This is a genomic window from Fodinibius salipaludis (assembly GCF_002287075.1).
Classification (GTDB): Bacteria; Bacteroidota; Rhodothermia; order Balneolales; family Balneolaceae; genus Fodinibius; species Fodinibius salipaludis.
The window spans coordinates 97,777-117,456 of the sequence record NZ_NSKE01000006.1 but is presented as its reverse complement, the minus strand read 5'-3'; the positions used below and the strand labels follow the sequence as shown (position 1 = coordinate 117,456).

General features: G+C 39.8%; 21 protein-coding genes and 1 pseudogene. 10 read left to right on the top strand and 12 right to left on the bottom strand.

Going from position 1 to position 19,680, the window contains the following annotated elements:
• Positions 1–221 precede the first annotated feature (221 nt).
• Entirely contained in the window at positions 222–917 is a 696-nt protein-coding gene (locus CK503_RS09430; protein ID WP_095606561.1) for an inorganic pyrophosphatase, read from the top strand.
• A 61-nt stretch (positions 918–978) separates the two neighbouring features.
• Here CK503_RS09430 and CK503_RS09425 read toward each other — a convergent pair whose 3' ends face one another.
• Positions 979–1,713: an FKBP-type peptidyl-prolyl cis-trans isomerase gene (locus CK503_RS09425; protein ID WP_095606560.1), complete on the bottom strand. Its 735-nt coding sequence runs from the start codon at positions 1,711–1,713 to the stop codon at positions 979–981.
• A gap of 178 nt (positions 1,714–1,891) precedes the next feature.
• Between CK503_RS09425 and CK503_RS09420 the strand changes: the two genes are divergently transcribed.
• Genes CK503_RS09420 through CK503_RS09410 form a run of 3 tightly spaced genes read left to right on the top strand, consistent with a single transcriptional unit; the run spans position 1,892 to position 4,761 of the window.
• Positions 1,892–3,517 carry a DEAD/DEAH box helicase gene (locus tag CK503_RS09420; RefSeq protein ID WP_255233375.1) on the top strand — a complete coding sequence of 542 codons (1,626 nt, stop codon included), beginning with the start codon at positions 1,892–1,894 and terminating at the stop codon, positions 3,515–3,517.
• Positions 3,518–3,523: 6 nt separating this feature from the next.
• Positions 3,524–3,958, top strand: a complete 435-nt coding sequence (locus tag CK503_RS09415; RefSeq protein ID WP_095606559.1) for a hypothetical protein — start codon at positions 3,524–3,526, stop codon at positions 3,956–3,958.
• A 44-nt stretch (positions 3,959–4,002) separates the two neighbouring features.
• Positions 4,003–4,761 (top strand): lysophospholipid acyltransferase family protein, encoded by a 759-nt coding sequence (locus tag CK503_RS09410; RefSeq protein WP_095606558.1) that lies wholly within the window; start codon positions 4,003–4,005, stop codon positions 4,759–4,761.
• On the opposite strand, the gene CK503_RS09405 is transcribed toward CK503_RS09410, so the two are convergent.
• On the bottom strand, positions 4,758–5,969 hold the full coding sequence (locus CK503_RS09405; RefSeq protein WP_095606557.1) for a sialidase family protein: 1,212 nt from the start codon (positions 5,967–5,969) through the stop codon (positions 4,758–4,760). The genes CK503_RS09410 and CK503_RS09405 overlap by 4 nt on opposite strands.
• A complete protein-coding gene (locus tag CK503_RS09400; protein WP_141239913.1) occupies positions 5,962–6,360 on the bottom strand; it encodes a hypothetical protein in 399 nt (132 codons plus the stop codon). Before CK503_RS09400 ends, CK503_RS09405 begins: the two co-directional genes overlap by 8 nt.
• Positions 6,361–6,429: 69 nt before the next feature.
• On the opposite strand from CK503_RS09400, the gene nei reads away from it, so the two are divergent.
• Positions 6,430–7,254, top strand: a complete 825-nt coding sequence (gene nei, locus CK503_RS09395; protein ID WP_095606555.1) for an endonuclease VIII — start codon at positions 6,430–6,432, stop codon at positions 7,252–7,254.
• On the opposite strand, the gene CK503_RS16135 is transcribed toward nei, so the two are convergent.
• Entirely contained in the window at positions 7,232–7,390 is a 159-nt protein-coding gene (locus CK503_RS16135; protein ID WP_176466274.1) for a hypothetical protein, read from the bottom strand. The genes nei and CK503_RS16135 overlap by 23 nt on opposite strands.
• A complete protein-coding gene (locus CK503_RS09390) occupies positions 7,387–7,947 on the bottom strand; it encodes a transposase (protein ID WP_095606554.1) in 561 nt (186 codons plus the stop codon). Before CK503_RS09390 ends, CK503_RS16135 begins: the two co-directional genes overlap by 4 nt.
• 330 nt (positions 7,948–8,277) lie before the next feature.
• On the opposite strand from CK503_RS09390, the gene CK503_RS09385 reads away from it, so the two are divergent.
• The 3 genes from CK503_RS09385 to CK503_RS09375 all read left to right on the top strand — a co-directional run bounded on the left by CK503_RS09385 (position 8,278) and on the right by CK503_RS09375 (position 11,510).
• On the top strand, positions 8,278–8,772 hold the full coding sequence (locus CK503_RS09385; protein ID WP_095606553.1) for a putative metallopeptidase: 495 nt from the start codon (positions 8,278–8,280) through the stop codon (positions 8,770–8,772).
• Between the two features lie 170 nt (positions 8,773–8,942).
• Entirely contained in the window at positions 8,943–10,571 is a 1,629-nt protein-coding gene (locus CK503_RS09380; protein WP_095606552.1) for a BCCT family transporter, read from the top strand.
• Between the two features lie 21 nt (positions 10,572–10,592).
• A complete protein-coding gene (locus CK503_RS09375; protein ID WP_095606551.1) occupies positions 10,593–11,510 on the top strand; it encodes a universal stress protein in 918 nt (305 codons plus the stop codon).
• A gap of 4 nt (positions 11,511–11,514) precedes the next feature.
• On the opposite strand, the gene CK503_RS16130 is transcribed toward CK503_RS09375, so the two are convergent.
• The 6 genes from CK503_RS16130 to CK503_RS09350 all read right to left on the bottom strand — a co-directional run bounded on the left by CK503_RS16130 (position 11,515) and on the right by CK503_RS09350 (position 15,224).
• On the bottom strand, positions 11,515–11,691 hold the full coding sequence (locus CK503_RS16130) for a hypothetical protein (RefSeq protein WP_176466273.1): 177 nt from the start codon (positions 11,689–11,691) through the stop codon (positions 11,515–11,517).
• Between the two features lie 154 nt (positions 11,692–11,845).
• Positions 11,846–12,070, bottom strand: a complete 225-nt coding sequence (locus CK503_RS09370; RefSeq protein ID WP_095606550.1) for a translation initiation factor — start codon at positions 12,068–12,070, stop codon at positions 11,846–11,848.
• A gap of 8 nt (positions 12,071–12,078) precedes the next feature.
• Positions 12,079–12,234 (bottom strand): oxidoreductase-like domain-containing protein, encoded by a 156-nt coding sequence (locus CK503_RS16460; RefSeq protein WP_095606549.1) that lies wholly within the window; start codon positions 12,232–12,234, stop codon positions 12,079–12,081.
• An 11-nt stretch (positions 12,235–12,245) separates the two neighbouring features.
• Positions 12,246–12,845: a hypothetical protein gene (locus tag CK503_RS09360; RefSeq protein WP_095606548.1), complete on the bottom strand. Its 600-nt coding sequence runs from the start codon at positions 12,843–12,845 to the stop codon at positions 12,246–12,248.
• Positions 12,846–12,944: 99 nt separating this feature from the next.
• Entirely contained in the window at positions 12,945–13,562 is a 618-nt protein-coding gene (gene can, locus CK503_RS09355) for a carbonate dehydratase (protein ID WP_095606547.1), read from the bottom strand.
• A gap of 219 nt (positions 13,563–13,781) precedes the next feature.
• The gene (locus CK503_RS09350) at positions 13,782–15,224 is read right to left on the bottom strand and encodes a carboxypeptidase regulatory-like domain-containing protein (RefSeq protein ID WP_095606546.1); all 1,443 of its coding nucleotides are present in this window, start codon (positions 15,222–15,224) and stop codon (positions 13,782–13,784) included.
• Positions 15,225–16,011: 787 nt separating this feature from the next.
• Here CK503_RS09350 and CK503_RS09345 point away from each other — a divergent pair.
• A complete protein-coding gene (locus CK503_RS09345) occupies positions 16,012–16,467 on the top strand; it encodes a hypothetical protein (protein WP_095606545.1) in 456 nt (151 codons plus the stop codon).
• 923 nt (positions 16,468–17,390) lie between these two features.
• On the opposite strand, the pseudogene CK503_RS16455 reads toward CK503_RS09345, so the two are convergent.
• Positions 17,391–17,723: pseudogene (locus CK503_RS16455) on the bottom strand (HTTM domain-containing protein); the annotation flags it as partial.
• A gap of 375 nt (positions 17,724–18,098) precedes the next feature.
• On the opposite strand from CK503_RS16455, the gene CK503_RS09330 reads away from it, so the two are divergent.
• A complete protein-coding gene (locus tag CK503_RS09330) occupies positions 18,099–19,442 on the top strand; it encodes a type II secretion system F family protein (protein ID WP_095606542.1) in 1,344 nt (447 codons plus the stop codon).
• The last annotated feature ends 238 nt before the right edge of the window (positions 19,443–19,680 follow it).

Below are 19,680 nucleotides of genomic sequence, written 5' to 3'. Positions count from 1 at the left end.
TAATCAATTCAAAAAAAATCGGAACAAAGCTAATTGTTTTGAGTAGTAACTATTGAACATACTGATCCCTGGTTACTTATCTATTGTAACCATTGATTTGTACCCCGAAAAGCCAACGTACAAAACAGGGCCGGTTGATCCCGGTCCTGTTTATTTTTTGCTCTTCTTAGCTATTAATTTTTCATATCTTTAGGTGTTCAAATCAATTTAAAGTAAAGGTCATGAAGCGTTCAAATATTCGCCGTTTCTTAAAACTATCAAAATTATTTTCAAAGCCACATCCCTGGCACGGTATTGATATAGGAGAAAATACGCCCGATGTAGTGAAAGTTTTTATCGAGATTGTTCCGGGAGATACGATGAAATATGAGCTGGATAAAGACAGCGGTTATCTAAAAGTGGACCGTCCGCAGCGTTTTTCAAATATTTGCCCTATGCCGTATGGATTTGTCCCCCAGACATTGTGTGATGAACTTGTGGGAAAATATTGCATGCAAAAAACGGGTAGAAAGGATATTGAAGGAGACCAGGATCCGCTGGATATCTGTGTTATAACCGAGCGCAATATTCCCCATGGTAATATTATTCTCGATGCAATTCCTGTGGGGGGATTTCGCATGATTGATGGGGAAGAGGCCGATGATAAGATTATTGCCGTAATGAAAGGAGATGCTTCTTTTGGAGGAATGAAAGATATTCAAGACGTTCCCAATCATATTGTAGAACGACTCTCTCATTATTTTTTAACATACAAACAGCGTCCGTTTAGTGATGAGAAAAGAGAAGTAGAGATAACCCATATCTATAATAGAAAAGAAGCAAAAGAAGTTATTTCGCGCAGTGTGAATGATTATAACAAGCGCTTTAATATTGATAAAAAAGAGCTGTTTGAGCTTATTGGTTCAGGGCTGGAGTAGATTTAAATAGAAAAGCCTGACAGTTTTAGGTACTGTCAGGCTTTAAATCAAAAAAAGTAGTTTATTCTCCCGACGTATCTTCGGGATTTACTTCAAGAAGTTCGACTTCAAAAATAAGTGTTTCATCCGTACCTATAGAACTTCCGGGAGGAGGATTTTGTCCATACGCTAAATCTCCGGGAATAAAGAATTTATATTTAGCTCCTTCCTTCATCAGCTGTAGTCCCTCTGTCCATCCCGGTATAACACGATTTAAAGGAAATGTAGCTGGTTCGCCAAGTTCGTAGGAGCTGTCAAACACTGTTCCGTCAATGAGTGTACCTTCGTAATCAACGCGTACTTGGTCTCCTTCACTCGGTGATGGTCCTGATCCTTCCTCAAGAACTTTATATTGCAGGCCGCTTTCTGTTACCTGTACACCTTCTTTATCTTTATTTTCGGCCAGGAATTCTTCTCCTTCTTTTTTGTTTCCCTTGCTCTCCTCTATTTTCTTTTGCTGGGCTTTTTGCCGTGCTTTAATCTGAAACTTTTGAATAGCCTGTTTCATTTCCATATCAGACAATTCACTTTCCTGTTTATTTAAGGCTTGCTCTAATCCGGCTTTTACCAGCTCCGGATCAATATCTTCATTCATGCCACTTTCCGCCATGAATTGCCCGTTTTGGAATCCTAAACTGTAGCTGAGACTGTCAGCTTCGGTTTCAAGAGAGACATCTCCCGATGAGCCGGAATTGCAGCCGGAAAAGGCAAGGGCCCCGGCTAAAAGAAAACAGATTAAATAAGTTGTATACTTCATAAATGTTCGTAAAGTTAATTTTTGTTATAAATTTCTGAATAGAGTTTGAAGTTATCTAAATTTTAGCTTTTAAAAAATTGCAGACTCTGTTAAGTGAATTGCTTAGAAAATCGTATCTTAGGGCTTCCTATTGGAAGGAATACTATATCATCACAATCAGAAATTAAAAGAAAGCATATTGAGTTTCGAGAAGTTTAATTTGAGCGATGAGCTCATGATGGGGTTAAGGGATTTGCGATACAGCGAACCTACGCCCATACAGGAAGAATGTATCCCATTAATATTAGACGGAAAAGATGTTATTGGGGCCGCACAAACAGGCACGGGAAAAACAGGAGCGTTTGTTATCCCGTTGCTCCAGGAAATTACACAGAATAAGTCCGACGATACGCAAGCCCTTATCTTATCGCCCACACGTGAGCTTGCTCAGCAGATTGAAGAACAAATTTTTGCTTTGGGATATCATACCGGAATTACTTCTGCCACAGTTACCGGCGGCAGTGATTACGGAACCCAGGTGAAAGCCATTCGCGCAGGTGTCGATATTATTGTAGCTACGCCCGGTCGTTTGATTGACCAGATGAATGTGCTCAACCTTGATTTCAGCGGTCTGGAGTACCTTGTTTTGGATGAAGCCGACCGCATGCTCGATATGGGATTTTTGCCCGATGTGATGAAAATTGTTGAGCAGCTTCCCAAAGAGCGCCAAACGATGCTGTTTTCAGCGACAATGGTAGAGGAAGTTCAGAAAGTTGTTGATCAGGTAATGGTAGATCCTGTCGAGGTTGAATTTGAAGTATCGAAACCGGCCGATAGCGTTGACCAGCAGATCTATTTTGTGCACCCCAAGGAAAAGCTTTCTCTCTTTGAACAGCTTTTTGATGCCGACAAGTATAAAACGGCTATCGTATTTTGTGCTACCAAACGTGGTACTGATGAGGTGGAACGAATGCTTAAGAAGCGAGGTGTAAATGCGGTGAGTATGCACGGAGATCGTGATCAAAAGGAGCGAAATGAAGCCCTACGCTTATTTAAAAATAAGACACATCCCGTGATGGTTGCTACTGATGTGTTGTCGCGTGGAATTGATATCGATGATGTATCGCTTATCGTCAACTTTGATGTACCCAATAACCCCGAAGATTATATCCACCGAATTGGTCGAACCGGGCGGTATGACAAAGAGGGTACGGCCATTACATTTGTCAGCAATAAAGACAAAAAGTATTACCATGCTATTAAGAATGTGGTTGGTGACCAACTGACAGTCAAGGATATTCCTGATGAAAAATCATCGGATGAAAAGACGAGAGAAAAAAAGGAACGTACTCCCAAAAAAGAATCTCAACAAGAACCGAAGCAACAGGAAAAGAAAGAGAAAAAAAAGAAGCCTGTCTCAAGAGCAGAAAGCAAATTTGCCAAAGAGTCTGAAAAGAAGAAAAAGGACACGCAGGCCAAAAAACATGAGAAAGAGACTAAGGAACCCAAAAAGAAAGAATCCAAGAAGAAGCCAACACCCAAAAAAGAGCGTAAACCTCGTCCGAGTAGTTCAAAAGGAAACTCCAAAAGGAAGAAAAAATCAGAGAATGAAAAACCGAAAAATAAAAAAAGTTCTCCCAAGAAAAACGATTCAGCTCGATCAGGCAAAAATATAAGTATCCCAAAACATATTAGGGAAGCTGAACAAGAGGAGGATATTTTTCAGCCTGAAATTATAGAGAAAGCTGTTTCCCGTAACAGGAAATCTCTAAAACCGGCGAAAGGTATCTGGGGCGTTATAAAAAGTTTGATTCCAAAGTTATAGTGGAATATGAAATGGTCATTATATGTTCTTTCGATTCTGCTTCTTATTTTGGGATGTTCTCAGGACAAACAATCTGCCAGCCAAACACTGTCATTAGCTTTAAGTGATAGGAATGGGCAGCTACATGTGGTCGATTATCAGGTGCGAGACCAGGCTTTCGTAAAGTCCCGGCAACAAGGGCGTTATCAAGCGCATATTTTTGATGAGGGTAATGTATTACAAAAGATTAATTTTGAGAGAATAGAATATCCCGCTACAGATAATAGTAATGCGGAGATCGATTTTTATGCAACAGTGCCGTTACTTCCAAATGCCGACCGGATAGAAATCTATATGCTCGACGGAAGTTCTGGACACTACCAGTTGAAAACTGATAATCCATTACTTACATGGCAGATACCCCAAAATGTTGCCCTCAAAAGCCAGCCCGTTAACGAATAAGATATTGGTACAACGTTCTGTAATTATAGATAGAAACAACTTCTATGCTATCAACTGTTAAATCACTTGCAATTTGGATAGGGATTGTGATCCTTATATTGATATGGCTGCCCTTACTGGCGGTAAGTCGACTATTTGATCGTGATCCGGCCCGGTATAGAACGGGAAAACTATTTCGCAAACTCGGGAAGTACATCTCCAAAATAAATCCGAACTGGCAGATAGTCATCACGGGATATGAACATATTGATGATCGCAGGCCATATGTTATGGTCTGTAACCACTTGTCACAGGCCGATATACCCTTGATTTCAAACTTACCCTGGGAAATGAAATGGGTGGCCAAAAAAGAATTGTTTGATACTCCCGTTATAGGGTGGATGATGAAACTTGCAGGTGATATTTCGGTAGATCGAAAAGCCCCGGATCGCAGAGAACAGACTTTACTACAAGCCCGGCATTATCTGAATCACGACTGTTCTGTAATATTTTTTCCAGAGGGAACCCGATCGCGCAATGGCAAATTAAGTCGCTTTAAAGCCGGTGCTTTTGATCTTGCTATCAGAGAAAAGATACCCATTTTGCCAATGGTTATCGATGGGACTCAAAATACTTTACCTAAACGCAGCTGGAAGTTTGGTGTAGCCAAGCATATCAAATTAAAGGTGCTTGATCCCATATCAACAGAAGGTATGCAGAAGTCTGACATTCGGGAGCTTACTACTCAGGTCAGGCAGGATATTTTGGATCAGCTGTCTGAGTGGCGGAATCAAGAACCGGAAAATATTGATAATATGTCCTAAGGATTTAGGGACCATTTTTTTGTGACTATTTTGGTCCCCATACTATCAGATTGTGTCCATGCAAAAATTAAGTCATTACCCATTCGCTCCATTTGTGGAAATCCGGTTCTTCGAGATTCATTAAGTTCCGCAACAGTTTTTGATTGGTTAAGCTGTTTGTCTCCGTCAAAAGAAGCTACCTTTAGTAGTGCTGTGTCTTTCCCTTTTTCTAACCAAGACAGGTAAGAAACACCTTTGGACATCTCAGCGCCCACGCGTCCCAATGAAGTAGTATCATTAAGTGTGACGGGTTTGCTGAACGTCATACCGCTATCTCCCGAATAGGCATATTTAGCAGTGGGGCTATCATTTGCTCCCGTATGCCATGCAATGGTCACTAATGAATCTTGTGCTGCCAGCATGGGGCCGTTTACGGGACAGGCGCCAATTTCCCAACCATCGTCATAAACAGCTTGGGGATTAGTCCATTCCTCACCGTTAAATCGACTGGTATAAATATCACGTATTTCATTATCCGTTCTATTCCGATAGGCTACTACAGCACCGTCGGATGTTTTTACAAGTGATGTTGGACAGCAGTCACAGACCGAATCGTCAATGAGAAATCGTTGCTGTATGTTGCCATCACGATCGATAAGCGCCCCGCGTAGTGTCATGGCATAATCCAGGTTGTAGTAGTCCTCATCTGATCGACCGTCCGTTTGTCGTCCGTCCAACCAAACGACCAAGAATGAATTATCATCCCAGGGAACCATTGATGCAAACCCGTGTTCTGTAGGTGTGTCGTCGTTGTGAGGTATTATCTCCTTACCCCAATTACCGGACTCATCGGCAGTTGAAATGTTGACATCATAAGCATATGGTCCGCCGGGTTTTTTATTCAACCAATGGGCTGCAATGGGACCACCGTCATCGGCAATTATGGAAGGGAAGTCGGCCCAATTTACAAACCATGTTGAATCGGTAGCAATAGTTTCTTGAGCACTCCATTCGTCATTGGAATATGAAGCATAATTGAGGGAATGGGTTTGATCACTATTGTTCGTTATCCAGCTCATATACAATTGTTCACCGGTACTGTGCAGATAGGGATAAATGCTGTTTTGTGCTGCCGGATTTGAAAATTGCATAGTAGTCTCAGGGGATGAGTTACACCCCATAAAAATTACTGTAAGTACTATAATCAGAAATAGTTTACTGTTATTCATTGGATGTAGTTTTTGATTCTTGCGTTTGGAGGAGGTATCCTATATATATGCCGCTGATGGTTAAGACAGGTGCTGTGATCAGATACCAGAGCGGTTCATTTTCTGCCATTACGGAGTAGTTAATAAGTGATACGGCTACCATCACTAAAATAAAACCCAAGATAACTTTTGAGGCATTTTTTGCAACGGTAGTGGCCAGTAATCCACCAAAAAGGCCAAATGCAAATTGTAAAAATGTTACTCCGATGATCCATTGGGTAGATGGTAAATGACTGATACCCGTGAGCGTGATATCTCCTCTAAAATAGATAGAGGTAATAATGTGGATGAAGCTGTTAAGCGCAGCAATCGAGAAATATCCTGCTGCGATGGCTATCATGGTTCTGACCATAGTTTGCGAACGATTTAAAGCTTAAAGTTGTAAGGTCAATGAAAATTTTAACAGATAAAAATATTCTTTATGCCAGAAGGACCGGAAATTTGGAGAACTGCCGATTCGTTAACAAATGCTCTTAAAAATCGACCTATTGAGGATCTTTATTTTGCCTTTGATGAATTAAAGAATTACGAGGCAAAGCTTAAAGGGCAGTTTGTCGAAAATGTTGAAGCCCGCGGCAAAGCTCTTCTTACTTTTTTCGATAATAACAAAGTTATGTACAGCCATAATCAGCTGTATGGGAAATGGATGGTGAGCGACTCCGGTGAGCAGCCCGATACCAATCGGTCGTTGCGGGTGGCTATCCACAATGGCGAAAAGTCGGCCTATCTATATTCGGCATCCGAAATTGAGATGTTGGACAGGGAAGAGGTGAACCAACATTCCTATATTAAAAAATTAGGTCCCGATGTGCTGCATCCCGATACTACATATGAGGATATTCTGAGACAGTATCAGTCCGACGAGTTCAAGAATAGAAAGTTAACTACCTTACTGTTGGACCAGGGATTTGTGAGTGGAATTGGCAATTACCTGCGCAGCGAAATTATGTTTTATGCCAAAGTGAATCCCCGAAAGAAATTGCGCGCATATTCAGATCAACAAAAGGCATCGCTTGCTGAAGCTACATTTAAACTTACTACACGATCATATAAAACAGGCGGGATAACTAATGATCCTGAAATTGTAGAAGCTCTAAAGCGCGAGAATGCTCCTCGCAGCGACTACCGACACTTTGTTTATAATCGAACGGATGACCATTGTCACAAATGTGGTTCAATAATAGAGGAGGAGAAGAACGGTGGCCGAAAAATCTATTTTTGTTCTAATTGTCAGTTGGAGACATAGTACCATCGGCAGTTACAACTCCACCGGTTTGGAGACGAGCCCCACCGGATGGCTGATGTTGCCAACCGATGGATGGAAAGATAGCTTCATTTATCCATCCGATCGCAAGACCAGCGGTCGGATGGATGACTTTCAATATAGATTTTTGATAATCTTAGGATCAATTGCTTTTTTAGATTCTGCAACAAAAGATTCCGGTGCTATATCTAAATATTGGTAAGCAAACTTTTTATTTACAAGGCTCCCATCCCTTATACCTGCATAATCAGGAAAAGAAGAAAAGGGCCATTTCTCCATTTGATTCACTAAATTTGCTTTAACTGGATTCTGATGGATATAATGAAAACAAGTTAGAGCATAAATTTGACTGTTAATTTCAACAGCATTAGTCCCTTGTTGAAATAAGGACCCTGTTCTACTAAAGCGTTTATTTATTGCCTGAGTATAAGATCGTAAGAGGATTCCAATCTCTTTATTAAGAGAATTGGATTCTTGGTTATATTTATTTTGAATATGTACTAACCAGTGAAAATGATTGGGCATTAAACAGTAGGCCAATATTCGGGCTTCAGGAAGAATGTGATTCCGCATTTTCCTTAGAAAAAATAAATAGTTTTCTGTTGAACAAAATATCAGCTGTTTATTATTTCCCCGATTGTATGTGTGGTAAATCTTTCCCTGCTTAAATTCCATAAAATTATTTTAGTTAGATACTAACAGTAAGACTGTTTAAGGTTCAAATCCTTACAGTTTTCAGCTTAAATCCCCATCGGATGGCTGTAGTTGCGCGCCTACGCCGAAACTTGTATTTCGAATGACTATGCTACCGGAAGGCTTCGTGCAGGCAGGCCATCCGATGGTTAAAAGGGCAATGTAGATACTTTCATTCTACCCATCCGATCGCAAGACCAGCGGTCTGATGGGGGGGGTAATTATTTCATCTTTTATGGATGAAAAGATCACCTTAGAATCATACCTTTGATCACCACGAAATTCTGAATTTAAAATAGAAGATGTACGTCCATGAAAGACAATGATTTTTTGAAGCCCGGAGATACCGTTGCCCATAGCAACAAACAATTAATGGAATCTCCAGAAATAGCAAAAATAGCAGAAACAGTGATAGAGCGGGAAACCCTTGATTTTGGTCCCGCCTCGATCGGCTATTTTTTGGTATATCCAAACCTTTCGAAATACAAAGCTGCCAAGTGTAAAAAAGCATCCCGCGAAGTAGAGTATTATTCCGGTCATAATTACCTCATTGAAATTTCCGGTGAAATGTGGGATATGCTTGATCAGAAGACCCGCGAGATGGTCGTATTTCATCAGCTCTTGCATGTGGATCCTGTATACAAAGCCAAAAATCAGGAATGGAAGATGAAGGTTCGCAAGCCTGATTTTTCTGATTTTTATGAGATCAATGATAAGTACGGCAACGACTGGTATAAAACTGTGCAGGCTACGGTATCGTCGCTTTACGATTTAGATCCGAAAAGAGAAAGCAAAGTGAATTTGTAAGCAATACTTTTTTTCTATTCTTGGGGATATGGGTCGTTCCATATCCCTTTTTTATTGCCGGTGTTCAGCTAATTGATTTGTTTAACACTGAACGTTTTATTTATTAATCCAATTTAGTAGGGTAAAAGCAATCAGTGCGGATTTATTAATGCTTAATTAAAAGTATTTTAATGAGCTTACGGTCAGAAGATTCAGAAGAGAAAGCTGAGCAAGAGAGAATTAAAAAATATTTCGACGTACATAAGCCTGTCTTTTGGTCATCCGTTGTTCTCATACTCGCAATGATTGTAATTACACTCGTGATGGGAGAGCAGGCCCAAAAAATGTTTGAGAGCGTACAGAGTTATATTTCAAACAAGATGGGATGGCTCTTTATTTTATCAGTAAATGCCTTTCTGATATTTTCCCTTGCGATAGCTTTTAGTCGCTTTGGAAGTATTCGGCTGGGCGGTGCCGATGCCAAACCGGAGTTTAGCACCATGGCATGGTTTGCCATGCTCTTTAGTGCCGGAATGGGGATTGGGATCATGTTCTGGAGTGTTGCCGAGCCCATCTATCATTTTTTGAGTCCGCCCATGGCAGAGGGAGAAACGGTAGAAGCTGCACGACAGGCTATGAGTTTGACCTATCTTCACTGGGGTTTTCACGCCTGGGGTATCTATGCTATTGTCGCGCTTTCATTAGCCTTTTTTGCTTTTAACCGGGGACTGCCGCTCTCATTCCGATCGGTTTTTTATCCCGTGCTGGGAGATCGAATTGAAGGCTGGATTGGCGATGTTATTGATACGCTGGCCGTATTGGCTACTCTTTTTGGATTAGCCACCTCGCTCGGACTGGGGGTAAAACAGGTGAGTGCCGGCCTAAATCACCTTTTTGCATTCCCCGACACCGTCTGGTTGCAGGTTGGATTAATTATAGGGATTACCATGGTGGCTACGGGTTCAGTTATTTTGGGAATTGATAAGGGCGTGCGGGTACTCAGCGAGGCAAATATCCGCATTGCAGTATTGTTTTTGATTTTTATGCTGATCGTTGGTCCCACCATTTATATCATGGATTCCTTTGTGCAAAACCTCGGACATTATGCTAACAATATTTTAACCTACAGCTTTTGGACGGAAACCTACGAGGGATCAACGTGGCAAAACGGATGGACTGTTTTCTACTGGGCATGGTGGGTCTCGTGGTCGCCCTATGTAGGGATGTTTATCGCTCGAATATCCAAAGGCAGAACGGTGAAAGAGTTTGTGTTGGGAGTACTGATAGCTCCGAGCATTGTGACTTTCCTATGGCTTGCTGCATTCGGTGGAACGGCAATCAATCTGGAAATGCAGGGGATTGGCAATATCGGTGCTGCTGTGGAAGAGAATGTAGCAACCGCACTTTTTGTGCTGCTTGAGCAATTTCCGTTAGGATTTATAACCTCTATCGTTGCCATCATTTTGGTGATGAGCTTTTTTGTAACCTCATCAGATTCAGGATCGTTGGTCATTGACAGTTTAACCAGCGGTGGTAAGCTGGATGCGCCCGTCGGTCAGCGTATTTTTTGGGCCCAGACTGAGGGAGCGGTAGCTGCGGTATTACTTATTGGAGGGGGGCTGAATGCCCTGCAAACCGCTTCAATAACCACAGGACTTCCGTTTCTGTTTATCTTGCTGTTGATGTGTTATAGCTTGTACAAGGGATTGAGCGAGGAACATCAGCGTAAAATAGAGCGCAAAGAGCAAAAACAGCGCGATTCATATAAAGAGTTGATTTCCAACCTGGTTCGCAAGCAAAAAGATGAAACTACTGAATAAAATATTATAAGGTATCCGGTTATGAATTCTTTTAAACATTGGATGGTTGGCCTCGACTTAACAAATATGGATGGTCTTGTGTTAGGGTATCTGTATTTTTTATCCGGTATTCATGAACCCGAACATCTTACTTTTATTCATGTAATCGAGGATGAGGGGATTTCGGAAGAACTCAATGAGCTGTTTCCTGAAGTAGAGAAATCGAAATCACTTGAAAGTATTATCCGGGAAGAGCTCAAGAAAAAAGTAGACCAGCATTTTGATGCCGAGGGACCCCACGTCAACATTATCGTTCGGGACGGTGACACATCGGAAACGTTGCTGTCAGCTTTGAATGAATTTGATCCCGATCTGTTGGTATTGGGCAAAAAAACGGGATATGAAGGAGAGGGGGTATTGGCGCGAAAAATCACGAAATATGCACACTGCTCTCTGCTTTTTGTGGCCGAGAACTCCCAGTATAAACTTGAAAACCTGCATGTTCCCATAACCTTTTCAAAGGCTTCGGCAAGAGCATTAAAACGAGCTCAAAAAATGTCAGGAGCAGTTGGTGCGGACCTCCATCTACAGCATGTTTACAACTATCCAACACAATTCTTCCCCTATATACCCTCGGAGAAGTATTCTGAGCGGATGAATGAGCATCTGAACAAGAAATTTGAAAAGTTTAAGAAGAAGTACGATTTGGGAGATATTCCCGACTGCGTTTTTACAGTCAATAAGGATGGAAAGGAGGCCGACCAGATCTATGATTTGACTCTGCGAACTCGGGCTGATTTGATTATGGTAGGAGCAAAAAGTAAAACTTCTGCGGCTGCATTACTGACCGATGAGATGGCAGATAATCTCGCGGAATATCATTTTGGGGTACCGGTGCTAATTTATAAAGAAAAAGAAGAACACATCGGATTATTGAAAAGTCTCTTGGATAAAGATTAGGTAATTACTCTTCCTCCTCAAAAAAGCGCATTTCAAGTGCTTCTAATCGACGTTCGATCCGAAGTAATTTTTGAAGGATGAGCACATGCGTTTTACCGGCATCAATGCCTACTGGACTGTCATCGTCTTTAATTTGATCTAAAATCTCTTGGTATTCTTCTTCTGAAATATTCAGGCTCATAATCGTTGATTTGCTTCAGTTATTAAGTTTCATCTCCTTTTAACCCCTCTTACATCTCTCCTTTAAAGGGGACATTGGATAGTAATTCAAATTTGATTTCAGGGGTTGGGAATTCCCTCCTAATAAAGTAGGGGGACAGGAGCGGTTTTATTAATTATTTCACATCATAACCTTCTTTTTGGAGAAAATTCCTGACTTTATCCACGTGGTCCCCCTGGATCTCAATCGTTTTGGCATAACTGGTTCCGCCGGCCCCACATTTTTGCTTAAGTTGTTTTTCAAGCTTCTCAATTACCTGCGGATTATGCTGAATATTCGAGATCATCGTAACCGTTTTACCGCGTCGTCCACTGGTATCCAACTTGATTTTTATAGCCATAATAGTCCTTAAAGCTTTTTAATTTTGTTATTCTGACGTTTTTTCTGCTGCTTATTTTTCCACTCTTTGTATTTTTCCAAATGCTCCTCATAAATATCGTAAATACATTTTGGGCACCCCGATCCGCAACAGTCAGTGGGGAGGGGTTTTATGGGTTTACGCATCTAAATAGAAATTATCCTGTTTCGCCGTATGCTTCGGGACGAGTGGTCTTGAGTTCACACCCGTGGGCGGAATAATTTTTTATATGCCACCACGCTCGTTTAAATTTAGAATCGGGCAACGTAAAGGTGACGACCGAATGTGCTGCACGGCGTAACGTTTTGTCAGCGTCCGAAAACTCTTCAATATCAACAATAACAAGTCCGTTAAATGCTTTCACCTTTTCCAGAAAATAGCGCTCCTGCGGGGTGGCATACTTCGTTTGGGAATGGGAGTAGCTGGTATATACGCCGCAGAGCTTTTCACCGTTTTTAAAATAGAGGATATCGTCGGATTGATCCATATTATCAAAAAAGTCATCCAGCTTTTCGAATGATTCAGATTCAATGCGAGATGACAAATCTGATGTATTTACTATGTGGGTCTTACGATTTAATTTTTGTTCTAATTCCTGCAGCGCTTCCTGTTTATTGGGCGTATAAAGTCCCAAAAACAAGCTTAGGTGATGCCGATCTTTTTCAACATCGGTTACCAGGTGATCCAACAGTTCGGTATATAGTTCTTCTCCATAAGAGACATCCTGAAACTTGTTTTCGGGCGTTTTAATATCCATCAGACTAAAAAATTTTAAAGAAAATTAGGTAAGCAGTTACAGTGATTTGAAATTTCAACTAAATATATGAAACGTATCTATTAGACCGAAGAGTTAACTTTACAGATCCTCGGCTTCTTCGGGCGAAGTAATGTGTATATCCAAATCGTTAAGCAGTCCCGTTTTAAGATCATAAATTAAACCGTGGACAGTTAGCTCTTGCCTCTCTTCCCAGGCCTGCTGTACAAAAGGGGAGTGGCAGGTATTTTGGACTTGCGCCAATACGTTGAGTTCACAAAATCGGTTAAGTTTTTCTTCTTCCGAACCGATATTTCCGATCTCATTTTTGTGTTTTCGATAGACGTCCTGAATATCTGCCAGCCAGTTGTCGATTAATCCGAGGTCCGGATCTTCATACGCTGCCTGCACGCCTCCGCATCCGTAATGGCCGCAAATAACCACGTGCTCAACCTTAAGTACGCTTACAGCATACTGTATCACCGATTGACTGTTGACGTCGGAATGGGAAATGACATTGGCAATGTTGCGATGTACAAATAGATCGCCGGGACCGAGTCCCGTAAGTTGAGTGGGTGGGACGCGACTGTCGGAGCAACCAATCCATAAATAATTTGGACTTTGACCCTTGGCTGATTCTTCGAAAAAGTCGGGCTGCTGATTAGTAATTTTTTCAGCCCACTGTTTATTCTGTTTAAATAGTTTTGACAGGTTTTTCATAGGATGACACATAATCCCTTTGTATTAAAATTGAAGGCAAATATAATGAGACTATCGTGCTTAGTGAAATAATCGGGACAAATAAATTGGTTCAAGATCAATAGAAAATATTAAGATCGAATAATACTAACTAATGGATTGAAAAGAGACCTCCCAAAAATGAAAAGCCCTGTCAAAGTTCAAAAACTTTGACAGGGCTTTTAGGAAATAAATTAACTACTATCTTATTTTAGCTCTTGTACCTGAGAATGAACGGCTTGCAATATCACCTTCTGGAGTCTCGATCTTTATAGTGATTTTAGTATCCTGCACATTTGAGGATTCATCATCTGTATCAGCAACAGAGAGTTCAAAAGAGGTCGCTCCCGGTCCACTATGAAGAACATTTGGGACTTCAAATTCAGCAGGGCTGCTTTCTAACCCTTCAGCGGTTTCTACTGTAATAGTTGTTCCGGCAGGTAGGGGATTGCCATTTATATCAGTTGCTGTTACCGTAAAGTTTTCACTACCATCAGGATCAATGGTAAATGGTTCAGGTGACAAGTCTATGTTAGCATAACTTGGGGGACCTGAAAAAAGGATATCAATATTCTCCGTAATTTTCTCATCATTTTCATTATAGGTATGAGCAGTTACTTGCGCATAACCGTAGCCTAATGTAGGATGATCATTGAGCAAATTTCTGTCCCCACCGGATATAAGATCAACAGTTACAAAACCATCTTCATCAGTATGTTGGGGTTCAGATCCTTGTATAACTCCTGCCGTAGATTCAAACCATACTGCTGTCCCTGGCTTAACTGGATTGCTAAATTCATCACCTACAATAACAGTAATAGGATTTCTAATACCATCTTTGCTAAAACCTTCAAAATTAAGTTTTTCAGCAGAAATACTAAATCGTTCTTTATAAGGGAACCCGCCATGAATAGCAACAGCAACAGGTTTAGAGCGTATAGTCATATCAATATCGGTGCGAGTAGCGATAGCCTGTAATTTAACCACACCAGCTATCTTACCTGAGGAAATATTGGAAGTCACAGTACCATTAGCATTCGTCTTTACCGTTTCAGGAGTAATTGTAGCATCAACTCCATTAGGATTTTCGACGATACTAAACTCCACGTCTATCGCATTTTGTGAGCTAATAGCACGACCTGCAGAATCACGGACGATAAAAGTAAATGATGCATTGGTTACTCCCCCTGTTTCTGCAATTCTAATGCTAGAATTTGATAGATTTGTCAATTCAATCTTGTAGGCACCTCCCGATTCACCTCCAACTCCCTCGTCTTCGTTTCCTTCGCCACTACCATCATTATTGGGAGACGAAAGTTCAATTACCAGATCATCTACATCCGTATCCGGAGCCAGTTTAAAATCAGTAGTCTGGGTTTCATATCCCTGTTTTGAGGTTTCGAGCGTTACATTTTGAGTTTCACTACCGGGATCAACATCAAAAGAGAAGTTCCCGGAGGAGTCGGTAGTAGCGGTTTGTTGTATATTTTCAGGTTGTACAACCTCGACTACCGCTGTATTGATGGGATTTCCGGACCCGGATTCAATGACTTGCCCCGCTATGATTACAGAGTCATCCGTGCCGCACGCCTGTAGGATCAATAAAATTGCGATGGGAAAAAGGAGAAATAGACGATTTTTCATTGCACTATCTATACTATGTTATTAAGGTAATAGCTTTGGGTTCACTTTAATGAGTATCCAGCAACAACGTTATTACTAATATTAGAAAAAATTAATATTTAGCTTAATCTTAAGGCGATCAAATGGTATTGTCAACAATAATAATTGCTGATTGGTGAGAATACAATTTTATTTTTTTTCTAATCAGTAATGATCTGTCTTATCGATGGGGGATTATGGGGTTTGTGAAATATAGATATAGTGATAGCAATGTGAACGGTCCACGAGAATTCCGATGCTCCTTCTGAGTGGAAGCAATTGTGAAGGTGGTTGGCAGCTACCTAATGAATAAACAGTTCTTTCTTGATTTTATTTATTAAAAAAGCAGAGATTTAGTTTTGCCCCCTCATAGTTGCACTTTTTTCTCTGCGAAAGAGGAAAAACAAATCTATTTTTCTAAGCTTTTGTAAAAAGCGTAGTTGAGGGAGGGGGCATTTTGAATAGCTCCCAAATTTGTTTAGAATGAAAGCAGAACTATTTAAACATTAGAAAATCTTAATATTTAGTTTGCATTTAACTTGGTTAGCTGTCATATTAGTGCTAAGTATTATAAATGAGGTTTAAGAAAAATTAACTTGTTTCGTCTTTATTGAAGGCTTAATCTTGTTTTTAAATAAAAACTTGTAACAAACATGCTTTCAGTAACTCTTTATGGGTGAACGAAAGAGGAAAAGTTATTCGGGGTTCTTCGGAGCTTTTCAAAAATGATTTAACAAATAACCAATCATCTAACAAATAGGTAACAACCATGGGACAACAACAACTTTTACTCGTAATTTTGGTAACGATTATCGTAGGTATCGCTACGGTCGTAGCTATTAACACTTTTTCAGCAGCGGCAGATTCAGCTAATCTGGATGCTGTACGGCAAGATTTAGTTTCTATTGCTGCTTCTGCACAGGGATACTATATGAAGCCTACAGCGCTTGGTGGAGGTGGTCAAGATTTTTCAAGTGTGGATTTTAACAATCTTACATTTGGTGGGACTGTTGATTCGGACGATACGGCTTATAATCAAAATGGTACATACGTAATTACCTCTACTAGCACTGATCAATTTCAAATAACAGCATATCCAGCTAGTGATGACAATTATGGGACTGCTCCTTCTACTGCTGGTGGAAGTATGGTATATACTATTTATCAAGATGATGCTGAAGTTACTACTTCTTATACCTCAGGTGGTACAGATACTTCTGGATAATTAAATTGTTAAAGGTGAATTTTTAAAAAAAGGTTCTCGTTAATTCGAGAACCTTTTTTTATGCAAAATATTTTTTGTGATTGATAGTCTATTACCTGGTAGAGAGGTTTTTCTTCAAAAAATATAATTGCTACACTATGTAAATATTCTGGTTTAATTTCACTTTGTGTTATCAGCGCTGAAATGAAAGTATTAAAGAGGATATTTTTATCCTCAGAATAAATATTCCGCAAATATAATAATCGGGCATACCAACGGGGTTTGTTATTTGGACTTCATTCTTATGAATAAAGATCTATTGTTTTTCCATTTCGGAATGTTGTTTTAAATACAAACCACCCATCATCCTTTGAAACACTTGGAGCAAACATTGACCACTGTTGATCAAATCGTATGGTGTAAGCAACTTTTTTAATTGGCTTAGGTAGGATATTAGTGTCAAATAATAGGGGAGAGATATTCCAGCTAAAAACGATCAAAATCGAAATAATTATTATTGGTGTTTCAAAAAATATAAAAAAATTAAAAGTAGATCAGCTGGATTTTAAAGTAGTTTTTACAAACGTAAGAATTAATTTTATTTAGTTGTATACCAAAGACATTAATTGTTGAAACCCAATTTATAATATCAGAAATAACTGAAGAAGGAATTAAGGGGATCAAGGCGATTAAACAAACAGGTACAAATATTCCAATAGCCATTGTAAGTCCTAATCCTATATGGAATAGCCAAAAAATACTTATGGTAGCCATTCGAAACTTATTATTGTATAACGGGCTTATTAGAAAAAGGGGAAGATAACTTCTAAAACTATTACTCCATGAGTTAAAATCTTTAGAAGATATGGAAATTGAAGTAACCACTTTACTAATGGTTTGACGATTTGGTCGAGGTTTAATGCATAATAAATAGACGTGCCCTCTCAAAGCCATTCAGGTGATGACTTTAAAAAACCTGTTATCACATAAAGCAATAAAATCTGTAAAATAAACCCAAATGATGCGAATGAGGTATATTTTGTATTTTTTGGCTTTTTATTATTTAGATTATCAAAAGAATAAAATTTATTGAGAGGTAAGAAAATATTCCAAAAAACGACCATTCTTAAATAAGCATCCCCACTGTTTAGGATCCAGGGATTCTTATTGTGCAGTGAAAGCAGTAAAACAAAAGTTACAATTATCGCTAATTTTGTTCTGTATCCGAACAGTACAAAAAGTGCTGCAATTCCGGCAAATAGAAATAATACTAGTTGCCATTCGCATGATCCGGATAGGGTATGGAGAGAAAAATAACCTGGCGGCCAAAGAAATTCTTGAAGTAAATTAGTCGGTAGTACCCCAGAATCAGTTTAATGTAATATTAAATATTTTGCTCTATCTATAAGATCGTATACAATCAGGATCCCTAAGCAAATCCGTAATATTGCTAATGATCTAAGATCTAAATTAAAGAGATTGTCCCGGAATATTTGGCAAAGTAAACTTAATCTATATATGAGGAATAAAGGCTTTGAAAAAGATTTACTGAATAAATAAAACAAAAATATAAATCCAATTTGTAACAAACCTATATTATTCTGATCATTGTATTACTAAAGTCATCTACAAAAAAATAAGTAACAGGGATTATGCCGCAGTTTAGATTACGTGCTATCTCGGCTCAGGGCAAGATGATCAAATCTGAGTTTGAGGCGGACAGTAAAAAAGAAGCCGAAAAACGGGTCGAGAAGATCTCCCGGAAAAATGGACTCAAGGTCAAGGGGATAGATAAAAAAGAGACCTACCAGTATAAAGTTCAAAAAGGAAATAAAGATCCCGTCACCGGTGAACAGGAGGCTTTTTCTAAAGAAGAGGTTGAAAAAGCCCTGGTGAAGCTTGGTTACAAGGTTATCCGTATCAACAAAAAGTGGTTTGATTTCAAGGGAGGCGTTCCTCAAAGTGAAGTCGTTACCTTTATTAGCTTAAGTGCCGACCTGTTGGAGCAGCAGCTTAGCTTTGATGAAATTCTTGAGTTGTTACATGAGGATACCACCAACGCTCGGATGAAAGAAACCATTGGCACGATTCAGAAAGACTTAAAGGATGGGAAAGAAGGTGATGAAGTCTATGGTAAGCACGAGGATGTCTTTGGAGAATTTGCTTCTTATATGTTAAGCGTAGCTTCCACAAGTGGTAATATGGCGCAGGTGTTCAGAAGTACTGCTAAGTTTCTTGAACGTGATGCTGAATTTAAAAGCAATCTGCGTCGTTCACTGTTGATGCCGGCCATTACAGTATTAGCAACGATAGGAGTAATACTGTTTTACGTGGGGTATATATTCCCCGCAACCGCAGAGGCATTTGTGGAGATGGATATTACACTACCGCCCATGACCGCTGCCACCCTTGAGTTTAGCTACTGGCTGCAGGATAACTGGTTAATGTTAACGCTGGCTCATGTTATTCCCATTTCTGCGGCGTGGTACTGGCTTACGCAAACTCCTAAGGGGCAATTATGGCGGGATAAGAATATTATAAAAGTTCCGGTTATCGGTGATCTTATTCATAAAACCAGTATCGAAATATTTGCTCGCGTATTTTATACGCTTTACAGCGGATCGGGACAGAATATTGAGGTGATTAAAGTCGCGTCCGAAGCATGCCGTAATAAATATATGGAGAAGCAGATTAAAGAAGTGGCCATTAAAATGATGTTAAAAGAGGGGGCCGGACTTATTGAATCACTAAAAGCTACGGGCGTGTTTACGGATACGGCGATCAGCAGGTTTAAGCTCGGGGCCGAGTCGGGTGCACTGAAACAAAATGCCAAGCAGTTGGCAGAATATTATGAAACGCAGACGACCTATAAAATGGATACTATTGTAGATATGATTAGTTTGGGCGTGAATATATTTATTATGATAGCACTTATTGCTATTACGATTGTATCGGCAGAATCTGCTCTGGTTAGTCCTAATTCGGGAGCTATGTAGGCTTATTAAAAGTTATTAGGTTAAATAAGTTATGAGGTAATAGGGTGTTAACAGAGTTTTAGACTAACAAGATATCAAAGTTTATTCTTTATTAATTTCTCTTACCAAAAAAGAAGAATTCGTTAAAATCCTGTTTTAAAATAGTTATGTGGGCACAATAATGATTACCCTTATTTTTTGCTTACATTTCTGAAAGGAACATGTATATTGTGGCAGTATTTTGCATGAATATTAGACT

Bases quoted from the DNA above. Each gene is read 5' to 3' on its own strand.
- CK503_RS09410 (WP_095606558.1), top strand. From the start codon at position 4,003: ATGCTATCAACTGTTAAATCACTTGCAATTTGGATAGGGATTGTGATC.
- CK503_RS09415 (WP_095606559.1), top strand. From the start codon at position 3,524: ATGAAATGGTCATTATATGTTCTTTCGATTCTGCTTCTTATTTTGGGA.
- CK503_RS09380 (WP_095606552.1), top strand. From the start codon at position 8,943: ATGAGCTTACGGTCAGAAGATTCAGAAGAGAAAGCTGAGCAAGAGAGA.
- CK503_RS16460 (WP_095606549.1), bottom strand. From the start codon at position 12,234: ATGCGTAAACCCATAAAACCCCTCCCCACTGACTGTTGCGGATCGGGG.
- CK503_RS09400 (WP_141239913.1), bottom strand. From the start codon at position 6,360: ATGGTCAGAACCATGATAGCCATCGCAGCAGGATATTTCTCGATTGCT.
- CK503_RS09330 (WP_095606542.1), top strand. From the start codon at position 18,099: ATGCCGCAGTTTAGATTACGTGCTATCTCGGCTCAGGGCAAGATGATC.
- CK503_RS09345 (WP_095606545.1), top strand. From the start codon at position 16,012: ATGGGACAACAACAACTTTTACTCGTAATTTTGGTAACGATTATCGTA.
- CK503_RS09405 (WP_095606557.1), bottom strand. From the start codon at position 5,969: ATGAATAACAGTAAACTATTTCTGATTATAGTACTTACAGTAATTTTT.
- CK503_RS16130 (WP_176466273.1), bottom strand. From the start codon at position 11,691: ATGAGCCTGAATATTTCAGAAGAAGAATACCAAGAGATTTTAGATCAA.
- CK503_RS09385 (WP_095606553.1), top strand. From the start codon at position 8,278: ATGAAAGACAATGATTTTTTGAAGCCCGGAGATACCGTTGCCCATAGC.
- can (WP_095606547.1), bottom strand. From the start codon at position 13,562: ATGAAAAACCTGTCAAAACTATTTAAACAGAATAAACAGTGGGCTGAA.
- CK503_RS09370 (WP_095606550.1), bottom strand. From the start codon at position 12,070: ATGGCTATAAAAATCAAGTTGGATACCAGTGGACGACGCGGTAAAACG.
- nei (WP_095606555.1), top strand. From the start codon at position 6,430: ATGCCAGAAGGACCGGAAATTTGGAGAACTGCCGATTCGTTAACAAAT.
- CK503_RS09425 (WP_095606560.1), bottom strand. From the start codon at position 1,713: ATGAAGTATACAACTTATTTAATCTGTTTTCTTTTAGCCGGGGCCCTT.
- CK503_RS09360 (WP_095606548.1), bottom strand. From the start codon at position 12,845: ATGGATATTAAAACGCCCGAAAACAAGTTTCAGGATGTCTCTTATGGA.
- CK503_RS09350 (WP_095606546.1), bottom strand. From the start codon at position 15,224: ATGAAAAATCGTCTATTTCTCCTTTTTCCCATCGCAATTTTATTGATC.
- CK503_RS09430 (WP_095606561.1), top strand. From the start codon at position 222: ATGAAGCGTTCAAATATTCGCCGTTTCTTAAAACTATCAAAATTATTT.
- CK503_RS09390 (WP_095606554.1), bottom strand. From the start codon at position 7,947: ATGGAATTTAAGCAGGGAAAGATTTACCACACATACAATCGGGGAAAT.
- CK503_RS09375 (WP_095606551.1), top strand. From the start codon at position 10,593: ATGAATTCTTTTAAACATTGGATGGTTGGCCTCGACTTAACAAATATG.